The sequence below is a fragment of the uncultured Subdoligranulum sp. genome, assembly GCF_963931595.1.
In the GTDB taxonomy this organism is placed as follows: Bacteria; Bacillota; Clostridia; order Oscillospirales; family Ruminococcaceae; genus Gemmiger.
Genome location: NZ_OZ007030.1, coordinates 1,937,808 through 1,955,438, shown reverse-complemented (window position 1 = coordinate 1,955,438; position 17,631 = coordinate 1,937,808). Strand labels below are relative to the sequence as shown.

Annotated in this window: 13 protein-coding genes; 9 read left to right on the top strand and 4 right to left on the bottom strand. The window is 64.1% G+C overall.

The annotated features are described in order from the left end of the window. Positions 1-104 precede the first annotated feature (104 nt). The gene (locus ABGT73_RS09460) at positions 105-5,333 is read left to right on the top strand and encodes a fibronectin type III domain-containing protein (RefSeq protein ID WP_346669529.1); all 5,229 of its coding nucleotides are present in this window, start codon (positions 105-107) and stop codon (positions 5,331-5,333) included. Positions 5,334-6,184: 851 nt separating this feature from the next. Here ABGT73_RS09460 and ABGT73_RS09455 read toward each other — a convergent pair. The 3 genes from ABGT73_RS09455 to ABGT73_RS09445 form a co-directional block, all read right to left on the bottom strand. Continuing rightward, the gene (locus ABGT73_RS09455; protein ID WP_346669528.1) at positions 6,185-7,852 is read right to left on the bottom strand and encodes an NAD(P)H-dependent oxidoreductase; all 1,668 of its coding nucleotides are present in this window, start codon (positions 7,850-7,852) and stop codon (positions 6,185-6,187) included. Between the two features lie 128 nt (positions 7,853-7,980). Continuing rightward, positions 7,981-8,544, bottom strand: a complete 564-nt coding sequence (locus ABGT73_RS09450; protein WP_346669527.1) for a chromate transporter — start codon at positions 8,542-8,544, stop codon at positions 7,981-7,983. Continuing rightward, the gene (locus tag ABGT73_RS09445; RefSeq protein ID WP_346669526.1) at positions 8,541-9,128 is read right to left on the bottom strand and encodes a chromate transporter; all 588 of its coding nucleotides are present in this window, start codon (positions 9,126-9,128) and stop codon (positions 8,541-8,543) included. Before ABGT73_RS09445 ends, ABGT73_RS09450 begins: the two co-directional genes overlap by 4 nt. Positions 9,129-9,245: 117 nt before the next feature. Between ABGT73_RS09445 and ABGT73_RS09440 the strand changes: the two genes are divergently transcribed. The 5 genes from ABGT73_RS09440 (at position 9,246) to ABGT73_RS09420 (ending at position 13,049) form a co-directional block, all read left to right on the top strand. Next, entirely contained in the window at positions 9,246-10,121 is an 876-nt protein-coding gene (locus ABGT73_RS09440) for a LysR family transcriptional regulator (RefSeq protein WP_346669525.1), read from the top strand. Between the two features lie 79 nt (positions 10,122-10,200). Then, the gene (locus tag ABGT73_RS09435) at positions 10,201-11,079 is read left to right on the top strand and encodes an MBL fold metallo-hydrolase (protein WP_346669524.1); all 879 of its coding nucleotides are present in this window, start codon (positions 10,201-10,203) and stop codon (positions 11,077-11,079) included. 15 nt (positions 11,080-11,094) lie between these two features. Continuing rightward, the gene (locus ABGT73_RS09430) at positions 11,095-11,592 is read left to right on the top strand and encodes a prolyl-tRNA synthetase associated domain-containing protein (protein ID WP_346669523.1); all 498 of its coding nucleotides are present in this window, start codon (positions 11,095-11,097) and stop codon (positions 11,590-11,592) included. A 103-nt stretch (positions 11,593-11,695) separates the two neighbouring features. Then, positions 11,696-12,397, top strand: a complete 702-nt coding sequence (locus ABGT73_RS09425; protein WP_346669522.1) for a sigma-70 family RNA polymerase sigma factor — start codon at positions 11,696-11,698, stop codon at positions 12,395-12,397. A 283-nt stretch (positions 12,398-12,680) separates the two neighbouring features. After that, positions 12,681-13,049 carry a BlaI/MecI/CopY family transcriptional regulator gene (locus ABGT73_RS09420; RefSeq protein WP_346669521.1) on the top strand — a complete coding sequence of 123 codons (369 nt, stop codon included), beginning with the start codon at positions 12,681-12,683 and terminating at the stop codon, positions 13,047-13,049. 83 nt (positions 13,050-13,132) lie between these two features. Here the strand turns inward: ABGT73_RS09420 and ABGT73_RS09415 are convergent, their stop codons facing one another. Beyond that, a complete protein-coding gene (locus tag ABGT73_RS09415) occupies positions 13,133-14,305 on the bottom strand; it encodes an aminotransferase class I/II-fold pyridoxal phosphate-dependent enzyme (RefSeq protein ID WP_346669520.1) in 1,173 nt (390 codons plus the stop codon). A gap of 125 nt (positions 14,306-14,430) precedes the next feature. Between ABGT73_RS09415 and ABGT73_RS09410 the strand changes: the two genes are divergently transcribed. From ABGT73_RS09410 to ABGT73_RS09400, 3 genes are all read left to right on the top strand, one after another. After that, on the top strand, positions 14,431-14,925 hold the full coding sequence (locus ABGT73_RS09410; protein ID WP_346669519.1) for a hypothetical protein: 495 nt from the start codon (positions 14,431-14,433) through the stop codon (positions 14,923-14,925). Positions 14,926-15,005: 80 nt separating this feature from the next. Continuing rightward, complete coding sequence (gene rffA / locus ABGT73_RS09405; RefSeq protein WP_346669518.1) at positions 15,006-16,136, top strand: dTDP-4-amino-4,6-dideoxygalactose transaminase; 1,131 nt, start codon at positions 15,006-15,008, stop codon at positions 16,134-16,136. Further along, positions 16,126-17,619: a hypothetical protein gene (locus ABGT73_RS09400; protein WP_346669517.1), complete on the top strand. Its 1,494-nt coding sequence runs from the start codon at positions 16,126-16,128 to the stop codon at positions 17,617-17,619. The genes rffA and ABGT73_RS09400 overlap by 11 nt, the downstream gene beginning before the upstream one ends. Positions 17,620-17,631: the final 12 nt, after the last annotated feature.

Genomic DNA, 17,631 nt, shown 5'->3' with positions numbered 1-17,631 from the left:
CAAAAGACTTGATTTCCTAGTTCTTTTATAGTAGAATGTGCGCTGCACACAAGCAACCCAGCGCAGACTCTATGTGGGTCTGCCCAACGAAAGGACGGAATCAAGTGAAAAGAGCCATCGCCACCTTGCTGAGCAGCTGCATGCTGCTGGGCATCCTGGCCCAAGGCCCGGCCGCCCTGGCGGAAGAGATCTTGTCCGCAGAGCCTGCTGTGCAGGCCGCGGAACCGGACGAAGCGCAGCCTGCGGCCAGCGCCACCGGGGAGACCGCTTCCCCCGAGGCGGAGTTTCCTGCTGACGAAGAGCCGGCGGAGGAGAACGCCCCGGAACTGCTGGAGGAAGCAGTCCCGGCGGAGGAAGAGACCGAGACAGAGGAAGAGACAACCGGGGCGGAACAGGCCCCGGAGAATACGGCGGAAGTGGCCGTGACGCTGCTGACGGGTCTGCCGCTGCAGGGGAACGCCGACTTCACGGTGAGCCTGAACGGCCCCGAGGCACAGACCCAGTCCGTCACGCTGCCCGCCTCGGAGGGCAGTGAACCTGCCCGGCGTGAGGTGCGCTTCCGGGACCTGCCCCAGGGCCAGTACACCCTGACGGTGCAGGGCAGCGGCTTTGCCACCTATACCCAGACCCTGGAGGTGGGCACCCAGCTCTACAGCGTGCAGCTCTACACCGGGTTCCTGGCCGGCTACACCTACACGGCGGACAGCCTCCATCCCGGTGCCCTGCGCATCGGCGATGTGGACGGCGACGGCCAGCTCACTGACGGGGACGCCAGTGTTCTGATCGATGCCATCGAAGGGGGACAGGCCGGTGTGGCCGACCTGGACCGCAGCGGCGCGGCGGACCTGGTGGACCTGCAGATGCTGGCGGCCTCTCTGGAAGAGACGGGGGACGGCACTGCCTCGGTGCTGGTGCGGGTCCCCGAAAGCCTGATGGCTCTGGAGAAAGAAGAATCCACCCAGGTGGTCAGCGGCAGTCTGGAGGATCTGCTCACCGGCGACAGCGCCGTGGCGCTGAAGCCCGCCGACGGTGCCGCTATCTCGGAGGAAAACCCCGTCACGGTCAGCTTTGACTTTGAGAAAGCGGCCAAGGCGGCGGTGCCCATGGCCGGTATGGTGCTCCAGACCCCGCCCGCAGCGGAGAACGCTGTCAGCGGCGCCACCGTGCTGGTGGAGTACGAGGAAGACGGCGAGACAAAGACCATGCCCATCACGGTGGGCGGTTCGCTGATCGCCCGCTTCCTGGGAGCGGCCACCGTGCAGCCCGACGGCTCCATCGCGGTGGACTTCGGCGGCCAGATCGCCGTCAAGAAGGTCACCATTAAAATTACGGCGGTTTCGGGGGGCGGCAGCCTGGCGGAGATCTCCCAGGTGGAATTCCTCAACGATATGGAATCCCGCATCCCGCCGCCCTCCATGGACATCCCCACCGGCCTTGCGGCCGAGACGGAAAGCCAGGCCTTCACACTGACCTGGGACCCGGCGGTGAACGTCACCGGCTATGAGGTGGAGATCACCTTTGACGGAAAGACCGAGATGGTCCGCACGGCGGCCAACACGCTGGCGGTGAACTCCTTCGGCGGCGAGAAACTGCAGAACAGCAAGACCTACACCGTGCGGGTGCAGTCGGTGAACGGCGGATGGCGCAGCGGCTACAGCGAGGCCATCACGGTGGTGCCCAAGGCGGACAAACTGCCCGCCGCCCCCGACGCCCTGCGCCTGACCGGGCGCTTCCAGCGCATCGAAGCCTCCTGGAAGGACATGAAGGACACCGACAGCTACAATGTCTACTACCGCAAACAGGGGAATGCCGACTTCACCAAGGTGACCGGCATCGACAAGAACAGCTACACCATCCAGAACCTGGAAAACAACACCGTCTATGAGGTGTACGTCACCGGCGTCAACGAGCTGGGCGAAGGTCCCGCCTCGCTGACCTCCACGGCGTCCACGGCCAATGTCAGCCCGGTGAAGCTGCCTGCCTACAGGCTCATCAACACGGTGGGCGCGGCAGGGGAGGTCACGGCGCACATCGCGTCGGTGCCCCACGAGGCCGGCTACATGAAGGACAGCCCGCTGGATTCCGGCAAGACCGCCTGGGGCGTGGTGGACAACGACTTCACCTCCTGGTACGGCCTGGACGACTGGGACGACGGCGCCGCCTACCCCGACAACGGCGGTGTGCGCATCACCTTTGACGCCCGCTACCACATCGGCAGCCTGTCGCTGTCCCCCTCGGAGGACCGGGGCACCTACGGCAACGTGCGCCTGTTCGCCCGCGGGGAGGACGGCCGTGAATACCAGGTGCCCGGCGTGACCATTGCCAAGCACAGCGACGGCAGCCAGAACTACTACACCATCAAGATCCCCGGCGGTGTCACCACCGATTACCTGCGGATCTGTGTGGGATACATCTATAATAACCGCCCCATCTCCATCTCGGAGATGCGGTTCTACACCTACGACAGCCTGGAGGACGACATCCTGGCCCTCTATGCCGATGACCTGCATGTGACGCTGCGCGACGGGGTGAACGAGCAGACCATCGAGGCGCTGCAGACCCGCCTGGACACCCCCGACGAGGCCAGCGGTGAGCTGCACCCCGAGCGGGAGGCCCTGCAGAAGGAGCTGGACAACGCCCGCGGTCTGCTGACCACCGCCCTCAGCGATGTGGTAGAGGTGCATACCGCCATCACGGCCAAGAAGGACGGTCACCTGGGCTTCACCGGGCTCAACGCCTGGCAGCCCCTGGGCGTCACCGCCAGGGCCGGGGAGGAGATCATCGTCTATGTGGGCAGCAGCAATGTGGCCACCGGCGCCAACGCCTGGCTGCAGCTGGTAGCCACCCAGTACAACTCCGAATCGGGCGAGGTGGTCTCCCAGCCCATCCAGCTCAAGGTGGGCCGCAACGAGATCATGGTCCCCGAGCTGGTCACCTTTGACGCCGAGCACGGCGGGGCCCTCTATGTGCAGTATACCGGCAACAGTGCCAATGACCGCTACTCGGTGCGGGTCAGCGGCGGGGAAACCATCCCCGTGCTGGACCTCTACGGCATCGACGACCCGGCCCAGCGCAAGGAGCGCGTCACCGCCTATGTGGCGGCCCTGGAAGCGGCGGCCGGCAGCCTGAACAGCCGTCACGACGAACTGCACGGCGACCACGGCGCCTATGAGGCTGGGACCTGCATCCTCAACACCACCGACGTGCTGCTGGATCAGATGATGTACTCGGTGCCGGTCAGCCAGCTGCTGGCGGGTCTGGGCAGCGGTTCCACGGCCGACAAGGCCGCCCGCCTGCTCAGCTCGGTGGATGCCATGGACCAGATGATGGTCCTGTTCTACCAGCACAAGGGCCTGACCGACCTGGCCGGGGCAGGAGACAAGAACCGTCTGCCCTCCCAGCACCTGAATATCCGGTATATGCGGATGTTTGCCGGCGCCTTCATGTATGCGGCGGGCAACCACATCGGCATCGGCTGGGATTCGGTGCCCGGTCTGGGCGGCGGCGAGCCCATCGCGCTGAACGAGGATGGCAGCTATCGCAGCGGCGACCTCTTCGGCTGGGGCATCGCCCACGAGATCGGCCACAACATCAACCAGAGCAGCTACGCCGTGGCGGAAGTCACCAACAACTATTTCTCCCAGATCTCCCAGGCCCACGAGGGCGTCCGCTTCGGCTACGACGCCATCTACAGCAAGGTCACCAGCGGCACCACCGGCCATTCCAGCGACGTTTTCACCCAGCTGGGGCTGTACTGGCAGCTGCACCTGGCCTACGACAAGGGCTACGAATACGAGATCTACAGTAATTACGACGAACTGTTCGCCAGCCGTTTCTATGCCCGGGTGGATACCTACGCCCGGAACACGGCCCGGGCTCCGGCCCCCGGCGGCGTCCAGCTGACGCTGGGCAGGGATGCCGACCAGAACTTCATGCGGCTGGCCTCGGCGGCGGCCCGGAAGGACCTGACGGACTTCTTTGTCCGCTGGGGCATGATGCCCGATGCCGCCACGGCGGCCTACCTGGCCCAGTTTGAGCCGGAGACCCGGGCGCTTTACTACGGCAACGACGCCTCCCGCAACTACCGCTTCACCCACAGTGAGAGCAGCAGCTTCGCGGGCAAGACCGTGCTGGCCGACAGCACCGCCGCCGTGTTGGACGAGCGCACCCCCAACCAGGTGAACCTGACGCTGGGCTGCGACGCCGGCGACCTGCTGCTGGGCTACGAGATCGCCCGCATCAGCTGGGAGAACGGCCAGGCCAAAACCGAGGTGGTGGGCTTCACCACTGGCAGCCACTACACCGACACGATCACCACCGTGAACAACCGCACCATCGCCTACCAGATCACGGCGGTGGACCAGTTCCTGAACCGTTCCCAGCCGATGACGCTGCCCGCTGTGAAAATCAGCCATGACGGCAGCTACGACAAGAGCCTGTGGACGGTGACCACCAACATGACCTCGGCCGATGACACCACCCCCGATGCCGGCGAGCAGGATCCCTGCGAGCCGGAGCCGGTCTCGGCCATCAGCCGGGTGGTGGACAACAACAAGAACACCACCTACACCGGCCGCGCCGACGGCGAGGCGGTCATCACGCTGAACTTCGGCAAGACGCTGGCCGTGACGGGGCTTAAGTACACCGTCACCGGGGGCACGCCCATCCGGGACTACGAGATCCAGATCCCGGCGACGGAGGGCGGCTGGCAGACGCTGGCCACCGGCACCTTTACGGGCGGCGAGATCAGCACCGTCTACTTCCGCAACGAGAACAACGACCCCTGGGTCTGCACCTACGACGCGGCCCAGCTGCGTCTGGTCGTCAAGGCACCCGCCGGTGAAATTTCCGTCAGCGAGCTGGACGTGCTGGGCCCCACCGGCGACAACGTGGAGCTGCTGTCCAGCGGCATCGGCACGCTGTCGGCGCCCTATGTCTATGAAGAGAGCACCGGCCAGGCCATCCCCGAAGGTTCGCTGGTCTTCACCGGCAGCTACAAGGGCAACCCTGCCTACAACGTGGTGCTGCTCTATGACGAGAACGGCAACGTGGTGGGCGGTGTGGACGCCGAGGGCAGCATTGTGGCCCACCAGATCATTCTGGCGCCCGATCCGCAGAACGGACAGCTGGGCGAAGTCAGTGAAGGCTACTGGGTCTACTGGATCGAACCCCAGGACCTGGAAGACATGACGATGCCCGAAACCGTGCGGGTGGAACTCTACCGCGTGGACAACGCCACGACCAACGAGGGCCAGCGCCTGACCAGCGATACGCTGGCGGTGACGATGCCCGATCCGCTGCCGTCCCTGACCATGGGCAGCCAGGCGGACTGAGCACAACAAGGAGACAATCATGAAAAAAATTCTCGCCACCCTGCTGCTGGGCCTGGCCCTGACCGTGGCGGCGCTGCCCGCTGCGGCCGAGACCTCCGGCAGCCCGGTGACATTGACGGCCACCGACGGGGGCGCGTCGGTCCGCCTGGACCTGCCCGCCGATACCGTGCAGGGCGTCAAGGCGCTGCGCCTGCGCTTCGCGGTGGAGAGCGCCGACCCCGTGGAGGCGGACTTCGCCTTTGACAGCGCGCTGCCCGGCAGCGTGCAGCAGTACCGTTACGATGCCGCCACCGGCACCATGACGGTCTACGTGGCCGGCGGACAGGAACTGCTCCCCCAGGGCACGGCTTCGCTGGGCAGCATCCAGGTGGATGTTCCGGCGGGCGGCACCGCCACGGTGCACCTGGTGGAGAATTCCCTGGAACTGGTCAACGGTGCTTTCGGCCGCACCGAGGCCCCCGCGGTGGGAAATGTGTCGGTGGAGGTATCGGCGGCGGAGGAACCCCCGGCGCCCACCCCGACGCCTGACCCGAAGCCCACCCCGGCGCCCACCCAGACGCCGGCAGAAAAGCCCAGCCAGCAAAACAACGCGGGGCAGAGCGGCAGCACCCAGAGCACCCAGTCCGTTTCCAACGCGGCCCCCACTGCCACGCCTGCCGCACCTGCGGCGACGGCGCAGGCCCCGGTCCCTTCCGCGGGCAGCGGACAGACGGCGGCCTCCGGCAATTCCGGCGGCACCAAAAAGCCCGCCAAGGGCAGCGGCAGTGCCTCCACGGAGACCCAGGTGACCCCCAACCCCACCGAAGTCCCCGCCGCCACCGCCACGCCGGAGCCTGACGAGCAACCCGCCGTCACGCCGGCACCCGCCACCCCCGAACAGGCCGAAACGGCGGCCGCACCCGCGGTGAATCTGCCGCTGGCGGCCCTGATCGCCGTGGCCTGCCTGGCCGTGGTGGTCCTGATCGGCATCGCGGTGATCCGTTTCCGCAGCCGATAACCCCCTGACGCCGTTCCCCACGGCAGTATACAAAAGCACGACGCCCTCCCGATGCAAGCCGGGAGGGCGTCGTTTTTTGGTTTGAACGGCAGGGGGACCCTGCCGGAAACGGGCGGAAAGTCCGAGCGTTCAGTCCTGCCGGTAGCGCTCGATGCGGTAGCGGCCCTTGCCCTCGGTGCCTTTGCCGTACTGGATGGCCTGCACGGGGCAGCGGTGTAAACAGCGCAGACACTGGTAGCAGTGCTCGCCCCACACCGGTCTGCCGTTTTCCAGCCGGATGGTGTCGGCCGGGCAGTCGCGGGCGCACTGACCGCAGCCGGTGCAGGCGTCGGTGGCATAAAAAGGCTTGGTGCTGCGGGCAAAACGGTTGAAGCCGTAGTGCACCAGGCTGGACTTCAGCCCCGCCAGGGAACCCTCGTGGACGCGGCAGACCGACCGGGCGGCGCAGGCTGTGGTCCATGGCGAAGGTCAGGTTCTCGGCCAGTCCCTCCAGGGCCGCGGTGGTGTCCCCCTCGTCGGTGGCCACGCCGCACAGATAGTTGCCGCCCACCTCGGCGCGGCCCTCCACGATCATCTGGAGATTGCTCTCGTACCGGTAGTCGCCGCTGATCAGGTAGGCGATGGGCTTGCCGTGGGTGACGGTGCGGTGACCGTTGCAGAACTGCCGGTCGTCGAAGCACTTGAAGCTGGAATGGGTGTAGTGGTCCGAGATGGTGAAGGCGTAGACGAAGCCGTCCGCCGACTGGATGGTGTTGCGCAGGAAATCGTCAAAGCCGTCCTTGTAGACGCATTTGCCGGTGATGGCACAGCCGAAACAGCCAAGGCACCCCCCGTCAAAGGGGAACTGCCGGATGTTGACCACCCGGCTCTCGCAGGGCAGGGCGGCGCGGAAGTCGGCGATCATCCCGGCCAGGTTTTCATCGTCGTCGGCGCAGTTGGTCACGATGACCACATCCCGATCCCGGGTCTTGGCCGCGGCGGGCAGCACGGGACGGTATACCGGGGTGTCCCGGCGGGGTGCCCGGGGAGACGGCGCCACAAAAGGCCCGTGGGCACAGGAAAAGACCAGCTGATCGAAGAACATCCGTGCTTCCTCCTGGCCGCGGGCGCTGAGCAGGTCCTCCATGTCGGCGGAAAGCCCCCGGATGACCCGCATGCCCAGGTCACAGCAGTTTTCCTCCAGCCAGCGGTGGGCGGTCACGTCGTAGAAATGCTTGGAGGTGGTGATCTGGCTGGCCAGCTTGCCGGAAAGGTCCACGCCGTCCGTCTTGATGAGCTCCATCAGGCGGTGGAGCTGGGAGGGGGCGATGAAGGTGTAGACCGGGTAGCAGAACAGCACCAGGTCGGCTTCCTCCAGCGCGGTGCGCACCGGGGCAAAGTCTTTCTCATAGGCCCTGATGCGCTGGCCCACCGGCAGGAAGGTGAAGGTATGCTCGGGGTGCAGCGCCTGCAGGTAGAGCGCCGTGTGCACGGTGGTGGATTGGGCCCCCTTGGGGCTGGCGTTCAGAACAAGAATTTTCATAGCGGCTCCTTTTTGGTTTCTGCTGTCAGTATAGTCCAAATACAGCCGGGATGCAATCGGGGGCATGTGCTCCTGCTCCGGGGCAGCAAAAAAGCGCCCTCCGAAGGGGACGCAGCAAGGACAGCCGATCAGGCGGGGATCAGCAGATGGAGCACCAGGCCGGCCACGCCGCACAGGCACATGGTCAGGATGGGGTTCCACTTGAATTTGCGCAGCAGCACAAAGGCTACCACAAAGCTGCCGGCGCCGATCCAGTCCACGATGTTGAGGGCGGGGGCCTCGCCGTTGAAGAGCACCAGCGAGAGGATGGACAGCCCGGCCCCGAGAATCAGGGCCACCACCACCGGCCGCAGGCAGGCCAGTACATTCTGTAAAACAGAGATATCTTTATACTTATTGTAAACATATGCCAGCAGGGACACCAGGATCAGGGCGGGGGTGATGCAGCCCAGCGTGGCGATGAGGGCACCGGGGATGCCGGCGATGCGGATGCCCACGAAGGTGGCCGAGTTGACGGCGATGGGGCCGGGGGTCATCTGGGAGATGGTGATCAGGTCGGTGAACTCCTGCAGGGTCAGCCAGGGATGCTGTTCCACCACCTGGCTCTGGATCAGCGGCATGGTGGCATAGCCGCCGCCCACGCTGAAAAGTCCTACTTGCAAAAAACTGAAAAATAGTTGAAAATAGATCATGAACGGGCCGCCTTTCTGTACTGGAGCAGGGCACGCACGACGCCGAAGGCGGCAGCGGCCAGGATGATGAGGATGACGTTGACATCAAACACGAAGCTGGCGATGAAGGCGAGCACCATCAGTCCGATGTAGATGGCCGAGCGGGTCTTGAGCACATCGCGGCCCAGACCGCAGACCACGTCCAGAATGACGGCGGCCACGCCGGCCTGCATGCCCTTGAGCACCAGTGCCACATAGGTGTTGGTGGCGAAGGCCGCGTAGAAGAAGGAGATCACCGACAGGATGACCATGGGCGGAATGATGGTGCCCAGCACGGCCACCACCATGCCGGCCAGCCCTTCCACATGCCAGCCCACCAGGATGGCGGCGTTGACGGCGATGGCGCCGGGGGAGGACTGGGCCAGGGCAGCCATATCCAGCATTTCCTGGTCATCGATCCAGTGGAGTTCGTCCACGAATTTGCGCTTCATGAAGGTGACGATGACGAAACCGCCGCCGAAGGTGAAGGCGCTGATGTACAGGGCACTGAAAAACAGGGCGCGCAGCCGTGCGGCGCGGGTCTGGGGCTGGGGATGCTGATCCATAGAGGTCCTCCTTGTTCACATTTTCTCTGGTACTATCATAGCGCAAAGCGGCGCCGGTGTGAAATACCGATTTCTTATCACAGTCATGCGTTTTTTGTGGGAAAGGAAGTTTTTGCGATGACCATACGACATCTGCGTATCTTTGTGGCCGTATACCAGGCGGAGAACGCCACCCATGCGGCGGAGGAACTCCACATGACCCAGCCGGCGGTGACCCGGGCCATCCAGGAACTGGAGCAGTACTACGGGGCGCGGCTGTTTGAGCGGATGTACCGGCATCTGTCGCCCACCGAGTGTGCCAAGCGGCTCTATCCCCAGGCGGTGCATCTGCTGGATTCCTTCGACCGCATCGAGACAGGCCTGCGCAACTGGGATTCCCTGGGGCTCATCCGGGTGGGAGCCACCGTCACGCTGGGCAGCACCGTGCTGCCGGGGCTGGCCCGGCAGTTCGCCCAGGAAAATCCCGGCATCCAGCTGCGGGTCACGGTGGCCAACGGCGGCACCCTGACCGCCGCCCTCTGTGAGAACCGGCTGGACCTGGCTCTTTTGGAGAGTGCGCCCTCCATGCCGGACCTGCATACCGAGGAGATCGGCACCGATCTGCTGTGCGCTGTGATGGCCCCCGACGATCCGCTGGCCGCCGGGGAGAGCCTGACGCTGGAGCAGCTGTCCGCGGCGCCGCTGCTGGTGCGGGAGCAGGGGAGCACCGCCCGGGCGGCTCTGCAGAGCGCCCTGGAAGCCCGGGGGCTGCCGCTGTCCATCGCCTGGGAGAGCGTCAGCACCGAAGCGCTGCTCCAGGCAGCCGCCCAGGGGCTGGGGGTGGCGGTGCTGCCCGAGGCCCGGGTGCGCGGTGCGGTGGCATCGGGGCTTGTCTGCACCCGGCCCATCCAGGGGGAGGCGCTGCGGCGCCACCGGGTGGCCGCCTGGCACAAGGAGAAGTATCTCTCCGAATCCATGCAGCGGTTCCTGGAACTCTGCCGCCGCAGCCGGTAGGGACTTGCCGGCCGGTGCCGGATGCGCTACAATACAGCCAGGGGCGGCCGCCAATACGCCGCCGGGGAGGGTATGTTTTATGTATGAACTGATGCAAGTTGCAGGGAACAGCTATTATCTCCAGAGCCCGGCCAAGATCGGGCTGTACAAACTCAGCGATACCGATGTCTGCCTGTTTGACAGCGGCAACGACAAGGCCGCCGGGCGGAAGATCCGCCAGCTGCTGGACGCCAACGGCTGGCATCTCAAGGCCATTTACAACACCCACTCCCACGCCGACCACACCGGCGGCAACCAGTACCTGCAGAACCAGACCGGCTGCAGGATCTATGCCCCGGGCATCGAGTGCGACTTCACCTGCCACCCGGTGCTGGAACCGGCCTTCCTGTACGGCGGGTACCCCTGCAAGGACCTGCGCCACAAATTCCTCATGGCCCAGGAGAGCCGCGCCGAACCGCTGACGCCGGAGGTGCTGCCCCAGGGATTTGAACTTATCGAATTGCCGGGGCATTTCTTCTCGATGGTGGGTTTCCGCACCCCCGACGATGTGGTCTACCTGGCGGACTGCCTGTCCAGCCGGGAAACGCTGGACAAGTACCAGATCGGTGTGCTCTACGATGTGGGCGCCTACCTGGATACGCTGGAAAAGGTCAAGACGATGCAGGCCAGATGCTTTGTGCCGTCCCACGCCGCACCCACCGAGGATATCGCCCCTCTGGCCCAGTACAACATCGACAAGGTGCAGCAGATTGCCACCAAGATCCTGGACCTGTGCGCCGCGCCGCTCTGCTTTGAGGAACTGCTGCGCCAGCTGTTTGCCGCCTACGGCCTGACCATGACGATGGAGCAGTATGTGCTGGTGGGCAGCACGGTGCGGTCCTATCTCTCCTGGCTGAAGGACACCGGCCGCATCACCGTGCAGTTTGACGACAACCGCCTGCTCTGGCAGCGGGTATGATCGGGGAGGCTGTTTATGAACAAACAGGAAGTGTACGCGTTTCTGGATGCCAAAAACATCCCCCACGAGATCACCGAGCACGCCGCTGTATATAATATGGAAGAGCTGGCCCAGGTGACGCTGCCCTATCCCGACCGGGACGCCAAGAACCTTTTTGTGCGGGATGACAAGCGCCGCAATTATTACCTCATCACCGTCCGGGGGAACAAGCGGGTGAACCTGAAGGAATTCCGCCGCCGCCAGGGCACCAAACCGCTGACCTTTGCCTCGCCGGAGGAACTGCAGGCCATTCTCGGCCTGATTCCCGGGGCGGTGACGCCCTTCGGCCTGCTCAACGACAGCGAATGCCGGGTGCATTTTTATATCGACCGGGATTTCTGGCAGGGGTCCGGGCTGATCGGGGTGCACCCCAACGACAACACCGCCACCGTCTGGCTGCAGGCGGAGGACCTGGTGGCGTTGCTGCGGGAGCACGGCACCACGGTGGATATCGTGGAACTGGGCGAAGCCTGAAACCGAAACAGGTGTGCGCCGGGAAAGACCCTTCGTAAGGGGGGCCTGTCCCGGCGCATTTTGCTGCCACCCGCTGCATAGGCTGGGCCAGGGGGGTGGCGTTATGTTGGAAATTCTGGGCCTGTTTTTGCAGGCGGCGGCCGGACATGTACTGTACTTCATGCTGCATCTGGAGAGCGGTTCCTTTCCGCGGCCGCTTTCACCGGCGAAAGAAAGGGAGGCCTTTGCGGCCCTGCGGGCGGGCGGCGGGGAGGCGGCCGCGGCCCGGGACCGGCTGATCCGGCACAATCTGCGGCTGGTGGCCCATGTGACGAAGAAATACTATGCAGCCCATGCCTCCCAGGACGATTTGATCTCCATCGGGACCATCGGCCTCATCAAGGCGGTGGACACCTATGACCCGGTGCGGGCCAGCAAGTTTTCCAGTTATGCCAGCCGCTGCATTGAAAATGAGCTGCGGATGGAGCTGCGGCGCGTCCGGCGGGAGGGCACCATGCTCTCGCTGCAGGAGCCGCTGGAGGGCAGCGAAGGGCAGCTGACCCTGGCAGATACGCTGCCCGACCCGGCGGTGATGGAGGATGCCTGCGAGCAGCGGGCCGACGCGGCCCGCCTGCGCAAGCTGCTGAACACGCTGCCGCCCCGGGAACAGCAAGTGCTGACCCGGCGCTACGGCCTGGACGGGCGGCCGCCCTGCACCCAGCAGGAAATCGCCGGGGAGATGGGCATCAGCCGGAGCTATATTTCCCGGCTGGAAAAACGGGCGCTGGAGGCGCTTTCGGCCCGATGGCAGGGAAACGGAAAATGAGCGGAAAGTCCATGTGGTGAAATGGAATTATGTGGTGTATCTGTCTGTGTTTTTTAAGGGAGGACACTTGCAGAATTCCGAAATAATATGCAAAATTTTGGAATAAACATCCGATGTATCGCTAAAATGGCAAGGCGTTATATGCCTGTGTCGGAAATATGAATAAATGTTAAATAATTATTAAATAACAGGAATCGACAACAAAAATGTGCGAAACACATTGACATTTCAACCAAAAGCGGATACTATCTAAGTATCTTATAGCGAGGGAGAGTAGACTGTCGTGCATCTGACAAAAAGTGAACAGCAGATCATGGAAATCTTCTGGCAGGCGGACCATCCGATGGCCCAGACCGAGGTGGTTTCCACCTGCGTGGACCGTAAATGGAAAGAGCGTTCGATTTTTTCCATGCTGAACAGCCTGATGGAAAAGGGCGTGCTGAAGGAAGTAGGCTTTGTCCGCAGCGGCAAGACCTATGCCCGCACCTTTGAGCCGGCCATGTCCCATGCGGAGTACCTGGCGGAAGTGATCGTGGAACAGCTTCCGGCGGATCAGTTCCCGGGACTGTTGGCCGCCCTGCTCAAGCGGGTGGAAATCACGCCGGCCATTCAGAAGGAGCTGCGCGCTGCGGTACGGGAAAATGGCCAGTGAAGAGAATCCAGCAAGGTGTATGAAAAACAGCCCACCGTAAAATACGGTAGGCTGCTTTTTTGTTTGTATGGCAATACCGGGGGTCAGCCGCGGGCGATCATGCCGCTGGCGTCGATGGCGGCCACGGCCTGCCGGATCTTTTCCACCGGCAGGGTCAGGGCGAAGCGCACATAGCCTTCGCCGCTGGGGCCGAAGCTGGAACCGGGGGTGCAGATGACGTTGGCCTTCTCGATGAGGGCCAGGCAGAATTCCATGCTGGTCTTGTACCCGGCGGGCACAGGCGCCCAGACGAACATGCTGCCGTGGCTGTCCGGCACATTCCAGCCGATGCTGCGCAGGCCGCCGCACAGAGCGTCCCGGCGGCGCTGGTATTCGGCGCACTGGCGCTTCACGCCGTCCAGCGGGCCGGTCAGTGCGGCAATGGCCGCCTTCTGGACGGGCAGGAACATGCCGAAATCGATCTGGGTGCGCAGCTTCTTGCAGGCGGCCACCACGTCGGGGCGGCCCACCAGGAAGCTGATGCGGGCACCCGTCACGTTGAAGCTCTTGCTCAGGCTGAAGAACTCCACCGCGCAGTCCTCGGCGCCCGGCGTGTTGAAGACGCTGCCGCCGTGGGCGCCGTCAAAGATGATGTCGCTGTAGGCGTTGTCGTGGACCAGCAGGATGTCGTACTTGCGGCAGAACGCCACGATCTCGGCGTAGAGTTCCGGCGTGCCGATGCTGCCCACCGGGTTGGCCGGCAGGCTGACCAGCATGAGCTTGGCGGCCTTCGCCACCTCCTCCGGGATGGAGGAAACGTCGGGCAGGAAGTGGTTCTCCTTGGTCAGGTGGTAGTACCAGGGCTTGGCGCCGCCCAGCATGCAGCCGGTCATGAACACCGGGTAGCAGGGGTCGGGCAGCAGCACGGTGTCGCCGTCATTGCACAGCGCCAGGCCCAGGTGACCGATGCCGTCCTGGCTGCCGGAAAAACTCATGACCTTGTCCAGCGTGATGGTGTCCACGCCGAAGCGGCGCTTGTAGTAATCACAGACGGCCTGCAGCATCTCGGGCAGGTCGCGCAGACTGTACTTCCAGTTCTCGTCGTCCTGCGCTGCGTCGATGAGCGCCTGCTTGATGTGGGCTGCCGGGGCAAAATCCGGCGTGCCCACGCTCAAATTATACAGATGACGGCCCTCTGCCTCCAGGGCGACCTTCTTGTCGTTGAGGGCGGCGAAGATCTCGGGACCGAACAGTTCCAACCGATGGGAAAATTCCATGCCAAAAAACCTCGTTTCCAAAGTGGGAATAGACCCTATTATACGCCCGCTTTCGACTCCTTGCAAGCCCTGTCGGTTCGTGTTATCATTAGAAAAATCAAACCTTTTTGTACAGGAGAATCCCTATGGAAAAACGCAATCATATGGCGCTGGCCTATCTTCTGGTGGGCATCTCGGCGGCCGGCCGGGCCCTGCTGGCCATGCCGGACAACACCCAGCTGCAGGAACTGTCCCTGACGGTGCTGGCGGTGGTGGGCTATCTGCTGGTTGCCCGGCGCACCGTGTTGCCCCTGGTGTGCGGGGCGGTGCAGATCGTGCTGGAACTGATCCTCTGCGGCAGCCAGAGCGGTGGAGTCTGGGTATGGCTTCTGCCGCTGCTGCGTTCGGTTGACCTCTGGGTGCTGGTCCTCTCGGCGGTGCTCATGCTGCGCCAGGCCGGGCTGCCCCACCGCCTGATGCCGGGGGCGGCTGCCGTTCCCCTGGCCGTCTACACCGTGACCCACCAGCTGGGCGGCCCCCTGGCGGTATCCTCGGGGGCGTTCATCCTCTTCAGCGTGCTGCTTCTGTGGTATGCGGTGCTGATGATCCGCGCCTACAACGCGGCCCGGGTCAAGGAGTGAGCCGGAGGTTGTAGAATCGGGCCGAATATGGTATACTGCTTATAATTGTTGAATCTATGCCCAGGAAAGAAGGCTTATCTATGATTCCTTTCAACGTACCCCCCTGTGTCGGGGACGAGATCGAGTATGTGAAACAGGCTATCGAATCCCACAAGATCTGTGGCGACGGTGCCTTTACCAAGGAGTGCAACGCCTGGATGGAGGAGCGCTTCGGCGCCCAGAAGGTGCTGCTGACCACCAGCGGCACCACCGCGCTGGATATGGCCATGCTGCTGTGCGGCCTGGAGCCGGGGGATGAGGTCATCCTGCCCAGCTACACCTTCTCCAGCACGGCCACGTCGGCGGTGCTGGCCGGGGCCAGGCTGGTGTTTGTGGACATCCGTCCCGACACGATGAACATCGACGAGACCAAGATCGAGGCGGCCATCACCGACCGCACCAAGGTCATCATCGTCATGCACTATGCGGGCGTCGCCTGCGAGATGGACACCATCCTGGACATTGCCCACCGCCACAACCTGATGGTGGTGGAGGATGCGGCCCAGGGCGTCATGAGCACCTACAAGGGTAAGGCGCTGGGTACCATCGGCGACTTCGGCTGCTATTCCTTCCACGAGACCAAGAACTACTCCATGGGCGAGGGCGGCGCGCTGGTCATCAACAACCCCGACTACAACGAGCGGGCCGAGATCCTGCGGGAGAAGGGCACCAACCGTGCCAAGTTCTTCCGCGGCCAGGTGGACAAGTACACCTGGGTGGACTTCGGCGACAGCTACCTGCCCAGCGAGCTGAACGCGGCCTACCTGTGGGCGCAGCTGCTCCATGCCGACGAAATCAACGACAACCGCATGGCCACCTGGAATGCCTACCGGGCGGCCTTCACGCCGCTGGCCCAGGCCGGCAAGGTGGAGATGCAGACCATCCCCGAGGGCTGCGTGCACAACGCCCACATGTTCTACCTCAAGTGCAAGGACCTGGAGGAACGCACCGCACTGATCCGCTACCTCAAGGATAACGGCATCCTGGCGGTGTTCCACTATATTCCGCTGCACTCCGCCCCGGCGGGCCGCAAGTTCGGCCGCTTTGACGGCGAGGACCGCTATACCACCAAGGAGAGCGAGCGTCTGGTACGGCTGCCGCTCTACTACGGCATGACCGAAGAGGACCGCAACAAGGTCATCCAGCGGGTCCTTGCATTCTATGCGCAGTAAGTCCTTCTGGCTGGGCACGGCGGCCACCCTGGCTGCCGCGCTGGCCTTTTTGCTGCTCTACGAGTGGCTGGTCTACAAGGTGCCGGTCACCGATATCTACCTGCCCGCCAGCTCCTGGAGCGACGAGGTGGTCTACAGCAAGCAGCTGTCGGCGGTGGTGGAATACGGAGCACCCCGGGGGTACTTCGGCTTCAACGAATCCCACGCCGACATCGGCACCTTTGCGGCCTGGGGCCCGGCCATCTTCTGGCTGTACGCCATCCCCGGCTTTTTCCTCCGGGGGCAGAACGCCTTTCTCTGGTGCAATCTGTTTTTCGTGGCGGCGGGCTGGCTGGTCTTTGCCCGGGCGGCCCGGCTCAAAGCCTGGCAGCAGGCGGCCTTCGGCGTGGTGCTGGCCTGCCTGAACGCCCCGGTGCGCTATGTCTTTTCCGCCATGCAGGAGCCGCTGCACTACGCCCTGGTGCTGGCCATCACCGGCACGGCGGTGCTGGTGCGTAAAACCGGCCGCAAACCGGCCTGGGCGGCACTGGCCATCCTCTGCGCCGCAGCCACCCTGGCCCGGCCCTACAACGCCGTCTACTGGCTCTATCCTCTGGTGCTGGCCTGGCCCCGCCGGCGGGCTTTGCTGCGCTGCGGGGCGGGGGCGCTGGCTTCGCTGGCGGCGACGCTGGTGCTGATGGCCAAGTTCTACGCGCCCTATTTCTTCACCAATGTGGATACCGCGCCGCTCAAGATGCTGGCCCATCTGCAGGTATTCTCGGCAGTCCGCTACACGGCGGACAAACTGGGCACCGCCTTCACCCAGGTGGGGCAGGAGATCGCCGGGGCGCTGCGGGGCGAGGGCGGCGGCTACTATCTGATCTTTTTGCTGCTGCTGGCGGTGACGCTGGTCTGCCTTGCGTGGGACTGGCACCACAAGCGGCCGCTCTTCTGGAAGGGCTGTGCCGCAGCGGCCGCGCTGGTGATCTTTTTCGCCCTGATGCTGATGTACCGCACGGCGGAGGCTTCCCGCCACACGCTGGTGCTGGACATTCTGCTGCTGGCAGCGCTGGTGCTGGAAAGTCCGCGTCCCGCCCTGGGCACGGCGGCGGTGACGCTGGTGCTGACGGCGGCGGGCATCCTAGGGCTGACCGCTTCAGGCGGCTTCGGCATGCCCGGCTGGCATGAGGCCATCGCTGCCGAGAGCGCCCAGCTCACCGCGGCTCTTACCGAGAGCCAGGCGGCGATCGGGAGCGATGACCCCTGGGACCACACGGTGGCCTATTCCTTCGGGGATGCCGCCCATGTGGGCATGCTCTACGCCGTGCCGGACGGCATGGGGCTGCAGTTTGACGAGGCAGCCTACCTGGAGGATGAAAGTCATGCCATCCGGTCACGCTATATGATGACATCCCCGGGCAGCGGGGTGGAAGCCCGGCTGCTGGACGAGGGATGGACGCTCCTGTACCAGGGGCAGTATTGTACCGTGTATGAGCGGGGATAAGAGAGGAATGAA

Coding starts and splice junctions, on each gene's coding strand:
- ABGT73_RS09455 (WP_346669528.1), bottom strand. CDS start 7,852: ATGAAAATTCTTGTTCTGAACGCCAGCCCCAAGGGGGCCCAATCCACC.
- ABGT73_RS09450 (WP_346669527.1), bottom strand. CDS start 8,544: ATGATCTATTTTCAACTATTTTTCAGTTTTTTGCAAGTAGGACTTTTC.
- ABGT73_RS09445 (WP_346669526.1), bottom strand. CDS start 9,128: ATGGATCAGCATCCCCAGCCCCAGACCCGCGCCGCACGGCTGCGCGCC.
- ABGT73_RS09440 (WP_346669525.1), top strand. CDS start 9,246: ATGACCATACGACATCTGCGTATCTTTGTGGCCGTATACCAGGCGGAG.
- ABGT73_RS09435 (WP_346669524.1), top strand. CDS start 10,201: ATGTATGAACTGATGCAAGTTGCAGGGAACAGCTATTATCTCCAGAGC.
- ABGT73_RS09430 (WP_346669523.1), top strand. CDS start 11,095: ATGAACAAACAGGAAGTGTACGCGTTTCTGGATGCCAAAAACATCCCC.
- ABGT73_RS09425 (WP_346669522.1), top strand. CDS start 11,696: ATGTTGGAAATTCTGGGCCTGTTTTTGCAGGCGGCGGCCGGACATGTA.
- ABGT73_RS09415 (WP_346669520.1), bottom strand. CDS start 14,305: ATGGAATTTTCCCATCGGTTGGAACTGTTCGGTCCCGAGATCTTCGCC.
- ABGT73_RS09410 (WP_346669519.1), top strand. CDS start 14,431: ATGGAAAAACGCAATCATATGGCGCTGGCCTATCTTCTGGTGGGCATC.
- rffA (WP_346669518.1), top strand. CDS start 15,006: ATGATTCCTTTCAACGTACCCCCCTGTGTCGGGGACGAGATCGAGTAT.
- ABGT73_RS09400 (WP_346669517.1), top strand. CDS start 16,126: ATGCGCAGTAAGTCCTTCTGGCTGGGCACGGCGGCCACCCTGGCTGCC.